Origin of the sequence: Streptomyces sp. WP-1, from assembly GCF_030450125.1 — a bacterium.
Lineage (GTDB): Bacteria > Actinomycetota > Actinomycetes > Streptomycetales > Streptomycetaceae > Streptomyces > Streptomyces incarnatus.
In genome coordinates this window covers 5,287,626-5,299,835 of the sequence record NZ_CP123923.1, presented here as the reverse complement: position 1 = coordinate 5,299,835, position 12,210 = coordinate 5,287,626, and the positions used below count along the sequence as shown (strand labels likewise).

Annotated in this window: 11 protein-coding genes; 2 read left to right on the top strand and 9 right to left on the bottom strand. The window is 70.7% G+C overall.

The genetic code is table 11. The features are described from left to right. Window positions 1-70: 70 nt before the first annotated feature. From QHG49_RS23320 to proB, 4 genes are all read right to left on the bottom strand, one after another. On the bottom strand, window positions 71-619 hold the full coding sequence (locus QHG49_RS23320) for a hypothetical protein (protein WP_301491098.1): 549 nt from the start codon (window positions 617-619) through the stop codon (window positions 71-73). 85 nt (window positions 620-704) lie between these two features. Beyond that, window positions 705-1,991, bottom strand: a complete 1,287-nt coding sequence (locus QHG49_RS23315; RefSeq protein ID WP_145488175.1) for a glutamate-5-semialdehyde dehydrogenase — start codon at window positions 1,989-1,991, stop codon at window positions 705-707. Between the two features lie 76 nt (window positions 1,992-2,067). Then, window positions 2,068-2,493, bottom strand: coding sequence for a hypothetical protein (locus QHG49_RS23310; protein ID WP_145488173.1), 426 nt, complete (start codon window positions 2,491-2,493; stop codon window positions 2,068-2,070). Between the two features lie 133 nt (window positions 2,494-2,626). Further along, window positions 2,627-3,754: a glutamate 5-kinase gene (gene proB, locus QHG49_RS23305; RefSeq protein ID WP_145488171.1), complete on the bottom strand. Its 1,128-nt coding sequence runs from the start codon at window positions 3,752-3,754 to the stop codon at window positions 2,627-2,629. Between the two features lie 846 nt (window positions 3,755-4,600). Here proB and QHG49_RS23300 point away from each other — a divergent pair. Continuing rightward, window positions 4,601-6,820 carry a CDP-glycerol glycerophosphotransferase family protein gene (locus QHG49_RS23300; RefSeq protein WP_370530499.1) on the top strand — a complete coding sequence of 740 codons (2,220 nt, stop codon included), beginning with the start codon at window positions 4,601-4,603 and terminating at the stop codon, window positions 6,818-6,820. Window positions 6,821-6,928: 108 nt separating this feature from the next. Further along, window positions 6,929-7,837: a UTP--glucose-1-phosphate uridylyltransferase GalU gene (gene galU / locus QHG49_RS23295; protein WP_301491094.1), complete on the top strand. Its 909-nt coding sequence runs from the start codon at window positions 6,929-6,931 to the stop codon at window positions 7,835-7,837. Between the two features lie 142 nt (window positions 7,838-7,979). Here galU and obgE read toward each other — a convergent pair whose 3' ends face one another. The 5 genes from obgE to QHG49_RS23270 form a co-directional block, all read right to left on the bottom strand. Next, window positions 7,980-9,425, bottom strand: coding sequence for a GTPase ObgE (gene obgE, locus QHG49_RS23290; protein WP_145490491.1), 1,446 nt, complete (start codon window positions 9,423-9,425; stop codon window positions 7,980-7,982). A gap of 120 nt (window positions 9,426-9,545) precedes the next feature. Further along, complete coding sequence (gene rpmA / locus QHG49_RS23285) at window positions 9,546-9,800, bottom strand: 50S ribosomal protein L27 (RefSeq protein ID WP_030779398.1); 255 nt, start codon at window positions 9,798-9,800, stop codon at window positions 9,546-9,548. A 14-nt stretch (window positions 9,801-9,814) separates the two neighbouring features. Next, entirely contained in the window at window positions 9,815-10,135 is a 321-nt protein-coding gene (gene rplU, locus QHG49_RS23280) for a 50S ribosomal protein L21 (protein WP_111586158.1), read from the bottom strand. Between the two features lie 218 nt (window positions 10,136-10,353). Further along, window positions 10,354-11,412, bottom strand: coding sequence for an iron-containing alcohol dehydrogenase family protein (locus tag QHG49_RS23275; RefSeq protein WP_167532403.1), 1,059 nt, complete (start codon window positions 11,410-11,412; stop codon window positions 10,354-10,356). Next, entirely contained in the window at window positions 11,400-12,152 is a 753-nt protein-coding gene (locus QHG49_RS23270; protein ID WP_301491088.1) for a phosphocholine cytidylyltransferase family protein, read from the bottom strand. Before QHG49_RS23270 ends, QHG49_RS23275 begins: the two co-directional genes overlap by 13 nt. Window positions 12,153-12,210 lie beyond the last annotated feature (58 nt).

Genomic DNA, 12,210 nt, shown 5'->3' with positions numbered 1-12,210 from the left:
TGGGTTTCCGGGGCCCCGGGTAAACGCCCCGCTCCACCACAACTTCTGACAACTCCTCACCCGGAGCCGGTCAGGGCAGGCGGGGCACCGCCGACACCGTGGGGCGCACGGAAGCCGCCGTGGGGATCTGGTTCTGGCCGGTCGTGGTGGACGAGGGCAGCTGGTCCCGGGTGTCCGAGGAGGCGCCCCGGTAGACCGCGGCGAAGGCGAGGGCGACCATGCCGACACCCATCACCACGGCGAGCACCCAGGCCACCGGCCGGTGCCAGCGGGCCTGCTTGCCGTGGCCGTCGAAGGGGCCCCGGTCGAGGGCGTAGACGTCCTCCAGGTCATCGAGGTCGTCGTCGTCCGGGTCCTCGCCGGGATCGGCGCCTCCGTAGACGTCGTCGTACCGCTCGCTCCGGGCCCGGGCGCGGCGGGCGGCCTCGGAGGCCTCGGCTCTGGCCTTCGCGGCGGCAAGGAGGCGTTCGACGGCGGTCGGCTCATGGACCGTGGCCGCCCGTACGAAGTCCTCGTCGAAGACCACGGAGGCGAACTCTTCGTCCGACACCCCGCGGTCGTGGTCGTCGTCGGGCTCCCAGCCGTCAGGGAACGGCGTGCCCCCCACGTCCTCCGGCACACCTCAAGAGTAGACCTGGGGGGTCAATTTGGGCAGACGGTACGGAAATTCATCCGCCTGTCGAGACGCCCCGCCGGGCGGGGTGTCAGGGGCGGACGTGCCCGTCGCCGGTGACGATGTACTTGGTGCTGGTCAGCTCCGGCAGGCCCATCGGGCCCCGGGCGTGCAGCTTCTGGGTGGAGATGCCGATCTCCGCGCCGAAGCCGAACTGGCCGCCGTCGGTGAAGCGGGTGGAGGCGTTCACGGCGACCGTGGTCGAATCGACCAACTGGGTGAACCGGCGGGCGGCCTGCTGCGAGGTGGTGACGATCGCCTCGGTGTGCCCGGAGGTCCACAGCCGGATGTGCTCGACGGCCTTGTCGAGGGAGTCCACGACGGCGGCGGCGATGTCGTACGACAGGTACTCGGTCTCCCAGTCCTCCGGGGTCGCCTCGACCACGGTGGCCTTCGAGCCCTCGGCGTGGGCCATGACCCGCTCGTCGGCGTGCACGGTGACACCGGCCTCGGCCAGGGCGTCCAGGGCGCGCGGCAGGAACTCGGCGGCGATGTCCTGGTGGACCAGCAGGGTCTCGGCCGCGTTGCACACGCTGACCCGCTGGGCCTTGGAGTTGACGAGGATGTCGATCGCCATGTCGATGTCGGCCTGCGCGTCGACGTAGACGTGGCAGTTGCCGGTGCCGGTCTCGATGACGGGCACGGTGGACTCGCTGACCACGGTCCTGATCAGGGAGGCGCCACCGCGCGGGATGAGGACGTCGACCAGGCCGCGGGCGCGCATCAGCTCGCGCACGGACTCGCGGCTCTCCCCCGGCACCAGCTGTACGGCGTCGGCGGGCAGACCGGCGCCGCCGACCGCGTCCCGGATCACCCGGACGAGAGCGGTGTTGGACTCGTAGGCGGAGGCGGAGCCGCGCAGCAGGACGGCGTTGCCGGACTTCAGGCAGAGCGCGGCGGCGTCCACGGTGACATTGGGCCGGGCCTCGTAGACGATGCCGACGACGCCGAGGGGGACGCGGACCTGGCGCAGGTCGATGCCGTTGGGCAGGGTGGAGCCGCGGACCACCTCGCCGACCGGGTCGGGCAGCTTCGCCACGTCACGGACGTCGGCGGCGACGGCCCGGACGCGCTCGGGGGTGAGGGTGAGCCGGTCCACGACGGCCTCGCTGGTGCCGCTCTCGCGGGCCTTGGCCACGTCCTTGCCGTTGGCCTCGATGATCTCCCCGGTGCGTACCTCCAGGGCGTCCGCGATCGCCAGCAGCGCGTCGTCCTTCACGGCGCGCGGCAGCGGCGCGAGGTCGGCGGCGGCTGCCCTGGCCCGGTAGGCGGCCTGGGTGACCGGGGACATCGAGTCGTACGGCGAGAGCGTGGTCATGGGGGAAGGGTAGTGCGCGGTGCTCGGGCCCTCCGCGCACGTTCCACACCCCGAGACGAAAACCCCCGGTAAGGGCTCAGAAGGGGTGGACCCCTACGGGGGTCGCGGGCGGCGGCCCGTACCCCTCGGCGACGCGCTGGTGGTACGTCTCGCGGTCGATGACCTCCAGGCCGACGATCTCCCACGGGGGCAGTCCGGCGCTGAGCCGGTGCTCGCCCCACAGGCGCAGGGCGACCGCGGCCGCGTCATGCAGGTCGCGGGCCTCTTCCCAGTACCGGATCTCGGCGTGGTCGCTCGCGTATCTGCTGGTCAGCAGGAAGGAGTGGTCGTGAGCCAGCTGTTCCAGGGCCCGGCGCAGGTCCGTGAGGGGGACGCTCTTGCCGGCCACGCTGAGCGTGACGTGCCACAGCCGGGGCAGATCCCTGGGTTCCTCGTAGGTGCCCCCGGCGGCGACGCTCGTCAGGGCACCTCGGGTGGTACCCCCAGGGCGCACTCGTCTCACGACGGCCTCCTTCACCCAAGTGCTCGGAAACATGTCTCGCACACAAAGTTGAGCAGGCCGTAAGGCTTCTCGGGGCGGTTTTACGGAACGTCCCCCACCGGAGGCCCCCCGGGGGTGCCCCGCTGTACGAGTGTCACCCGTGCAGGAGCACCAGGTCGTCCCTGTGTACGACCTCGCGTTCGTACGCCGGGCCCAGTTCGCGCGCCAGCTCATGGGTCGAACGCCCGATCAGCCGGGGGATCTCCTTGGCGTCGAAGCTGACGAGCCCCCGCGCCACCGCGCGGCCGCCGGCGTCCCGCAGCTCCACCGGGTCGCCCGCGCTGAACTCGCCCTCGACGGCGGCGATCCCGGCGGGCAGCAGCGACTTGCGGCCCTTGACGACCGCCGTCACGGCGCCGTCGTCCAGGGTGAGCGCGCCCTGCGGGGTGGAGGCGTGCTGGAGCCAGAGCAGCCGGTCGGCGGAGCGCTTGCCGGTGGGGTGGAAGTACGTGCCGGTGTCGCCGCCGCCGAGGGCGTCCGCCGCGTGCACGGTGGAGGTCAGCACCACCGGGATGCCGGCGGCGGCCGCGATCCGGGCGGCCTCCACCTTGGTCACCATGCCGCCGGTGCCGACGCCCGCCTTGCCCGCGCTGCCGATCTCGACGTCCGCGAGGTCGGCCGGGCCGTGGATCTCCGCTATCCGGGAGGTGCCGGGCCTGCTGGGGTCGCCGTCGTAGACACCGTCGACGTCGGAGAGGAGGACGAGCAGGTCGGCGTGGACGAGGTGGGCGACGAGGGCGGCGAGCCGGTCGTTGTCGCCGAAGCGGATCTCGTCGGTGGCGACGGTGTCGTTCTCGTTGACGATCGGCAGGGCGCCCATCGCGAGCAGCTTGTCGAGGGTGCGCGAGGCGTTGCGGTGGTGGGCGCGGCGGCTCATGTCGTCGCTGGTGAGCAGGACTTGGCCGACGCGGACGCCGTACCGGGCGAAGGAGGCGGTGTACCGGGCGACCAGCAGTCCCTGGCCGACGCTGGCGGCGGCCTGCTGCCGGGCGAGGTCCCGGGGCCGGCGGCGCAGTCCGAGCGGCGCGAGCCCGGCGGCGATGGCGCCGGAGGAGACGAGGACGACCTCTCTGTCCCCGGTGCCGCGGCTCTTGGCCAGCACGTCCACCAGGGCGTCCACCCGGTCGGCGTCCAGCCCGCCCGCCGCACTGGTCAGGGAGGAGGAGCCCACCTTGACGACGATCCTGCGGGCCGTGCCCACGGCCTGCCTCGCGCTTGCCACCTTGCCGCCGTCCCTTTCGCCCGTGTACCGGCCTCGTGCTGCGCAATGTACGCGACCCGCGACCTTCGGCGCGCTCCGGTTTCACCGGCCGGACGCCGACCGCCGCCGCACGGCGACGGGGAAAGGACGGGAAAGGCGAATGGAGAGGTGGCTGGAAAGGTGAGTGGAAAAGCGGAGCGGAAAGGCGGATCGCGCGGCCGCCCAAGGGGTTTCGCAATTCGGGAAAGAGTGACGCCTTTTCTTCTCCTCCTATCAGGGGGCCGCTGTCGCCACGGCCGGTGCCGCCGGGCCCGAACCCCGCCGGGCGCCCCGTATGCGACCGCGCTGTGTGGATCGGTGTCGAATCCACCACATCCCGCCCGAAACCATGGACCGGAACGCACAACATCCGCACCACGGGCCCCGACGAGGGAGGCGCGGGGCAGGTTGACCGGATCGTCCGGTTCGCGCCGCCGAGAGCGCCGTTCTCACCGTGGGCTCACCTTCTCTTACCCAGGCGGGCGGCCACTCGCGCCAATCGGCGCCGCCCTGCCCGCGGGGCCGTATCCGGCCACCTCGGGAGCCGTTGGCCCGCGCCCGTGAGTCACGCCACACCCGGGCCACCGGGTCCCGTCCGGTCATACGGTGAGACCATCCGGTAGGGCACGTTAGGGTAGGGTTAAACGCCCCTTAACCTCGCACTCCTTGTGCCTCTCGCCTCCCACGCCGCACCGGCAGCGGGAGGCGGTTGAGAGTCTGACCGACAGTCCAGGAGCCCCAAGCATGCCCGTAGCGAATGGAAACGCTTCGCCGAAAATAAGCGTTGTCGTCCCTGTCTACAAAGTCCAGGGATATCTGCGTGCGTGCTTGGACTCCATTCTGTCCCAGTCCTTCGAGGACTTCGAGATCGTCGCCATCGACGACCACTCGCCCGACGCCTGCGGTCGGATACTCGATGAATACGCCGCCCTCGACAGCCGCGTCATACCCGTGCACCTGGAGCAGAACCAGGGCATCGGAAAGGCGCGCGACGCCGGTGCGCTGAAGTCCCGCGGCGAGTACATCCTCTTCCTGGACAGCGACGACACCCTGGCCGACGGCGCGCTCCAGGCGATCGCCGACCGGCTGGAGGCCACGGGCGACCCCGACATCCTGCTGCTCAACCACGTCCGCACGTACTGGAACAACCGGGTCCAGGCGAGCGCGGCCGGTGAACTCCTCGCGAGCGCGGGCACGGACGTCTTCACGGCCCTCGAACGGCCCGACTTTCTCACCATGTTCGCCGTCGTCTGGAACCGCGCCTACCGCCGCGAGTTCTACGTCGGCAACAACTTCATCTTCACGGACGGCATTTACGAGGACGCGCTCATGGTCTACAAGACCATGCTGACCGCGGAGACGATCGCCGCCACCGACCACGTCTGCGTCGAGTACCGCCAGCGCCGCCAGGGCAACTCCATGCGGACGCCCGGCCGTAAGCACTTCGGCATCTTCCAGCAGTACGCCCGCCTCTTCGAGTTCCTCGACCAGCACCCCGAGACCGAGCCTGTGCGCGCCCTGCTGTTCGAGCGCGCGGCGAGCCACTACCTGTTCACGCTGGCCCGCGAGGACCGCATCGTCCCCAAGGACCGCGCGGAGTTCTTCAAGCTCGCGGCCGCCTCGTACAAGCGCTACAAGCCCAAGGGCTTCGTGCTCCCCGAGGGCTCCCAGGGCGTGCGGTTCCAGCTGCTGGAGCGCGGCTCCTACACGGCGTACGCCGCGGTGACCGCCGCCGGGAACACCCGCCGCCAGGTCATCCAGCGCGCCACCAAGGTCAAGACCAAGCTCGGCAAGACCGCCTACAACCGGCTGTACCGGCTGCACCTGCGCCGCCCGGTGGACGAGAACCTCGCGGTCTACGCGGCCTACTGGAACCGCGGTGTCGCCTGCAACCCCGCGGCCATCTACTACAAGGCCAAGGAACTCGCCCCGAACGTGCACGGGGTGTGGATCGTGCGCCGCGACATGGTGGACAACGTCCCGGCGGGCGTCGACTACGTGGTGGCCAACTCGCCGCGTTACTGGGAGGTCATGGCCCGCGCCAAGTACCTCATCAACAACGTCAACTTCCCGAACAACATCGTCAAGCGCCCCGAGCAGGTCTTCCTCCAGACCCATCACGGCACCCCGCTGAAGCAGATGGGCATCGACCAGCAGAAGTACCCGGCCGCGGCGAAGAACATGAGCTTCGCCAAGATGCTGGAGCGGGCCGACAAGTGGGACCTCAGCCTCACCTCCAACCAGCACTCCACGGAGAACTGGGAGCGGGTCTACCCCTGCGCGTTCGAGGCGATCGAGTTCGGCTACCCACGCAACGACGTCTACTTCCGCACCGACGGTGACGACGTCCTGCGCATCCGCCGCGAGCTGGGCATCGAGGACGGCAAGAAGGCCATCCTGTACTGCCCGACCGTGCGCGACTACCAGAAGGGCTACGTCCCCCGGATCGACCTGGAGCGCTTCTGCTCCGAGCTCGGCCCGGACTTCGTCGTCCTGGTGCGCACGCACTACTTCTACGGCGCCGACCCCCGCCTGGAGGCCCTCCAGGAGCGCGGTCTGATCAAGGACGTGTCGACGTACCCGGTGGTGGAGGACCTCTGCCTGGCCGCCGACGCGCTGATCACGGACTACTCGTCCATCATGTTCGACTACGCGTGCCTGGACCGTCCGATCGTCACCTACGCGGACGACTGGGAGGTCTACCGCAAGGCCCGCGGTGTCTACTTCGACATCCTCTCCGGCCAGCCGGGCGAGACGCCGGGTGCGACCGCGACCGACGAGGACCAGCTGATCGAGGTCTTCCGCTCCGGCGCCTGGAACGACTCCAGGGCCGCCGAGCTGCGCGCCGCGTTCCGCGAGCGCTTCGTGCAGTTCGACGACGGAAACGCGGCCGAACGTGTGGTGCGCCGGCTGTTCCTCGGCCAGCAGGAGACCACCCCCGCGGTGCTCCCGCTGGACGAGCGGACGCCCGCGCCCGCGCCGGGGGCCCTCGCCCAGGCCCGCATCCCGCGGCAGCCCACCGGTGAGCACGGCCTCATCGACGCCTGAGCCGGGCCCCTCCACGCCTGAGCACGGCTCATCGACGCCCGAACGCGGCCGGGGACGACCCCGGCCGCACCGGCGCCCGACGCGCAGAACGAGAGAGACGAACACCTGATGGCTTCCCGCCCCACCATTTCCAAGGCGGTCATACCGGCGGCGGGTCTCGGCACCCGCTTCCTGCCGGCGACCAAGGCCACCCCCAAGGAGATGCTGCCGGTCGTCGACAAGCCCGCGATCCAGTACGTGGTCGAGGAGGCCGTGTCCGCGGGGCTCGACGACGTCCTGATGATCACCGGTCGTAACAAGCGTCCCCTGGAGGACCACTTCGACCGGAACTACGAGCTGGAGTCCGCCCTCCAGAAGAAGGGCGACGCGAGCCGGCTCGCGAAGGTGCAGGAGTCCAGCGACCTGGCGACCATGCACTACGTCCGCCAGGGCGACCCCAAGGGCCTCGGCCACGCCGTGCTCTGCGCCGCCCCGCACGTCGGCCACGAGCCCTTCGCGGTCCTCCTGGGCGACGACCTGATCGACCCCCGCGACCCCCTGCTCCAGCGCATGATCGAGGTCCAGGAGCAGCACGGCGGCAGCGTGATCGCCCTCATGGAGGTCGCGCCCGAGCAGATCCACCTCTACGGCTGCGCCGCCGTCGAGGCCACCGCCGAGGGCGACGTCGTCAAGATCAGCGGACTGGTCGAGAAGCCCGACCCCGCCGACGCCCCCTCCAACTACGCGATCATCGGCCGCTACGTGCTGGCCCCGCAGATCTTCGGCGTCCTGCGCGAGACCGAGCCGGGCCGCGGCGGCGAGATCCAGCTGACCGACGCCCTCCAGCAGCTCGCCACGGACGAGAAGCTGGGCGGCCCGGTGCACGGCGTCGTCTTCCGCGGCCGCCGCTACGACACCGGCGACCGCGGCGACTACCTGCGCGCCATCGTCCGGCTCGCCTGCGAGCGCGAGGACCTGGGCCCGGAGTTCCGGACCTGGCTGCGCGACTACGTCGGCCAGGAGCTGACCGAGGGCTGATCCGGCCGCCGTACCGGATACGACAGAGGGCGGGCCCGGAGGAGAAATCCTCCGGGCCCGCCCTCTGTCATCGGCTCCGTCCGGAGAACGGCGCCGCCCGGAACGGCCCTGTCCCGAACGGCCCCGTCCGGAACGGCGCTGTCTAGAACGGCTCGAAGTCGTCGAACTCCCGGCCGGCCTCGTCCCGTTCGGCGTCCCGGTCCCGGCGGCGCTGGGCCGCGGGGCGGGGTGCCTCGAAGCGGTGGTCCTCACCGCGGCGGCCGAGCATCTCGGCGCCCGCCGTGACCGACGGCTCCCAGTCGAAGACGACCGCGTTCTCCTCGGGGCCGATGGCGACGCCGTCGCCGCCCCGGGCGCCGGCCTTCATCAACTGCTCCTCCACACCGAGGCGGTTGAGCCGGTCGGCGAGGTAGCCGACGGCCTCGTCGTTGTTGAAGTCGGTCTGGCGCACCCAGCGCTCGGGCTTCTCGCCGCGCACCCGGAACAGCGGCTCGCCGCCGGTCTCCTCGCGGGTGACGGTGAAGCCGGCGTCGTCCACGGCCTTGGGCCGGATGACGATCCGCGTCGCCTCTTCCCTGGGCTTGGCCGCACGCGCCTTGCCGACCAGGTCGCCGAGGGCGAAGGACAGCTCGCGCAGACCGATGTGGGCGACCGCCGACACCTCGAAGACGCGGTAGCCGCGGGCCTCCAGGTCGGGGCGGACCATCTCGGCGAGGTCCTTGCCGTCGGGCACGTCGATCTTGTTCAGGACGACGATGCGGGGCCGGTTGTCGAGACCGCCGTACTGCCGCAGCTCCTCCTCGATGATGTCGAGGTCGGAGATCGGGTCGCGGTCGGACTCCAGGGTCGCGGTGTCCAGGACGTGCACCAGCACGCTGCACCGCTCCACGTGCCGCAGGAACTCCAGGCCCAGGCCCTTGCCCTGACTGGCGCCCGGGATCAGTCCCGGCACGTCGGCGATGGTGTAGACGGTGGAACCCGCGGTCACCACACCGAGGTTGGGCACCAGGGTGGTGAAGGGGTAGTCCGCGATCTTCGGCTTGGCGGCGCTGAGCACCGAGATCAGCGAGGACTTGCCGGCGCTCGGGTAGCCGACCAGCGCCACGTCGGCGACGGTCTTCAGCTCCAGGACGACGTCCTGGAGGTCCCCGGGCACACCGAGCAGCGCGAAGCCGGGCGCCTTGCGGCGGGCCGAGGCCAGCGCCGCGTTGCCGAGGCCGCCACGACCGCCCTGTGCGGCGACGTACGAGGTGCCCTGGCCGACCAGGTCGGCGAGGACATTGCCCGCCTTGTCGAGCACGACGGTGCCGTCCGGGACCGGCAGGATCAGGTCCTGGCCGTCCTTGCCGGCGCGGTTGCCGCCCTCGCCGGGCTTGCCGTTGGTGGCCTTGCGGTGCGGGGAGTGGTGGTAGTCGAGCAGCGTGGTGACCGACTGCTCCACGGTCAGGATGACGTCACCGCCACGCCCGCCGTTACCGCCGTCCGGGCCGCCCAGCGGCTTGAACTTCTCGCGGTGGACGGAGGCACAGCCGTGGCCCCCGTTACCCGCGGCGACATGCAGTTCGACGCGGTCCACGAAGGTGGTCATGGTTCAGTGCCTCCAGAAATCACGGGTATGTCTAGGTACTAACACGCGAAAGGCGGACCCGCCTTCCCGTCCGGGAAGTGAGGTCCGCCTCGCGAAACGTTCGGTGCTGAATCAGCTGATTCAGGCGACCGGAACGATGTTCACGACCTTGCGGCCACGGTGGGTACCGAACTCCACCGCGCCCGGCAGCAGGGCGAACAGGGTGTCGTCGCCGCCACGGCCGACACCGGCGCCGGGGTGGAAGTGGGTGCCGCGCTGGCGGACCAGGATCTCACCAGCGTTGACGACCTGACCGCCGAAGCGCTTCACGCCGAGCCGCTGGGCATTGGAGTCGCGACCGTTCCGGGTGGACGATGCGCCCTTCTTGTGTGCCATGTCTCCTCAGTCCCTTACTTCGCAGCCGTGGGGATCGACGTGACCTTGATCGCCGTGTACTGCTGGCGGTGGCCCTGCCGACGGCGGTAGCCGGTCTTGTTCTTGTAGCGCAGAATGTCGATCTTCTGGCCCTTGTGGTGGTCCACGACCTCGGCCTCGACCTTGATACCGGCCAGCACCCACGGGTCGCTGGTCACAGCGTCGCCGTCGACAACGAGCAGGGTCGAGAGCTCGACCGTGTCGCCAACCTTGGCAGTGGAAATCTTGTCAACCTCAACGATGTCGCCGACAGCAACCTTGTGCTGGCGACCACCGCTGCGCACGATGGCGTACACGCGGATCTCTCTTTCGCTCGTTCAGAACCGGCACCCCCGCAGGCCAGCCGCCCGGCATACGCATGGGCGACCTCTCCCGGCCGGCCTAGCGTCCGGGAGGAACAGGTTTACGGGGATGTGGCGGGCTCGATGACACGCCGACGGTCAAGGTTACGGGCCGGGGCCGTAGGGGTCAAACTGGGCGTCCGGCCCCCACGCCCGGAGAAACGTCCCGCCGCTCAGCCGGCCGCGGCGACGTACCCGGCGTACGCCTCCGCGATCCCCTCGGGTGCCAGCCCCAGGTGCTCCAGGATCGTGTAGCGGCCCGGCCGGGTCTCCGGCGCGAACGCCACGGCCCGGACGAACTCCTCGTCGCTGAAGCCGATCTCCCCGGCCACCACGGGCAGCCCGTGCCGGCGCAGGCCCTCCACGATCAGCCGGGAGCCGTCGTGGTCGCCGCGCAGATACATGGCGAACGCGGCGCCGAGACCCACCTGTTCGCCGTGCGCGGCGGCCCGGCGGGGGTAGAGCAGGTCCAGCGCGTGGCTGATCTCGTGGCAGGCGCCCGAGGACGGCCGGGTGTGCCCGGCTATCGACATGGCGATGCCGGTCAGCACGAGCCCCTCGGACAGCACGGTGAGGAACCCGTCGTCGCCGCAGCCGCCGGGGTGCCGCAGCACCGCCTCGCCGGCCTGGCGGGCCATGGCCGCGGCGAGACCGTCGATCTTCTCGCCGTTGACCCGGTGGTCCAGCTCCCAGTCCGCGACCGCGGAGATGTTGGACAGGGCGTCGCCGATCCCGGAGCGCACGAAGCGCAGCGGGGCCTCGCGGATCACGTCGAGGTCGATGAACAGGGCGACGGGCGCGGGCACGCCGTAGGAGCCGCGCCCCGCGTCGTTGTCCAGGTTGGACACGGGCGAGCAGATGCCGTCGTGCGAGAGGTTCGTCGGCACCACGACCAGGGGCAGGCCGATCCGCGCCGCGGAGTACTTCGCACAGTCGATGATCTTGCCGCCGCCGATGCCCACGACCGCGTCGAAGTCGCCGGACTTCATCCGGTCGGCCAGGTCGACCGCCTCGTCCAGGGTGCCGCCGCCCACCTCGAACCAGGTGGCGGCGGGCAGCGCCGGCGCGAGGCGCTCGCGCAGCTGGGCGCCGTAGCCGCGGCTGACGGCGACGGCGAGCCGCCCGGAGTCCGAGATGCGCTGGTCGGCGAGCACGCCCGCCAGATCGTCCAGGGCACCCGCGCGGATGTCCATCACGATCGGCGAGGGGAACAGCCGGGTCAGTACCGGCATGCGATCTCCCGCCCGCGGGCGAGGTCGTCGTGGTTGTCGATCTCGACCCACGGGACGTCGCCGATGGGCGCCACGTCGATCCGGAAGCCGCGGTCGACCAGCTCCTGGTAGCCGTCCTCGTAGTACAGCTGGGGGTCGCGCTCGAAGGTCGTGCGCAGGGCGTCGGCCAGCTCCTCGGCGGCGTCGCCCTCGATCAGGGTCACACCGATGTACTCGCCGGTGGCCTCGGCCGGGTCCATCAGCTTGGTGATGCGCGTCATGCCCTTCTCAGGGTCGACGACGACCTTCATCTCCTCGTCCGCCAGGGACTTCACGGTGTCCAGCGCGAGGATGATCCTCTTGCCGTCGCCGCGCGCGGCCAGCAGCGTCTTCTCGACCGAGACCGGGTGCACGGTGTCGCCGTTGGCGAGGATCACACCGTCCTTGAGCGCGTCGCGCCCGCACCACAGGGAGTAGGCGTTGTTCCACTCCTCGGCCTTGTCGTTGTCGATGAGCGTCAGCTTCAGGCCGTACTTCTGCTCGAACTCGGCCTTACGGGCGTAGACGGCCTCCTTGCGGTAGCCGACGATGACCGCGACCTCGGTCAGCCCGATCTCCGCGAAGTTGCCCAGGGTCAGGTCCAGGACGGAGACGGCCTCGGGCGCGTCCTGTGCGCTCACCGGCACCAGGGCCTTGGGCAGGGTGTCCGTGTAGGGGCGCAGTCGCCGTCCGGCGCCGGCCGCCAGCACGAGGCCTATCATCGCGGTTCTCTCCTTCGGTTCAGGGGCGCGGGCGCGGGGCGCGGTGCCCCGGCCCGCT

Excerpts from the sequence above, each read along its gene's own strand:
- obgE (WP_145490491.1), bottom strand. The coding sequence starts at position 9,425 with ATGACCACCTTCGTGGACCGCGTCGAACTGCATGTCGCCGCGGGTAAC.
- QHG49_RS23315 (WP_145488175.1), bottom strand. The coding sequence starts at position 1,991 with ATGACCACGCTCTCGCCGTACGACTCGATGTCCCCGGTCACCCAGGCC.
- QHG49_RS23275 (WP_167532403.1), bottom strand. The coding sequence starts at position 11,412 with ATGCCGGTACTGACCCGGCTGTTCCCCTCGCCGATCGTGATGGACATC.
- rpmA (WP_030779398.1), bottom strand. The coding sequence starts at position 9,800 with ATGGCACACAAGAAGGGCGCATCGTCCACCCGGAACGGTCGCGACTCC.
- QHG49_RS23270 (WP_301491088.1), bottom strand. The coding sequence starts at position 12,152 with ATGATAGGCCTCGTGCTGGCGGCCGGCGCCGGACGGCGACTGCGCCCC.
- galU (WP_301491094.1), top strand. The coding sequence starts at position 6,929 with ATGGCTTCCCGCCCCACCATTTCCAAGGCGGTCATACCGGCGGCGGGT.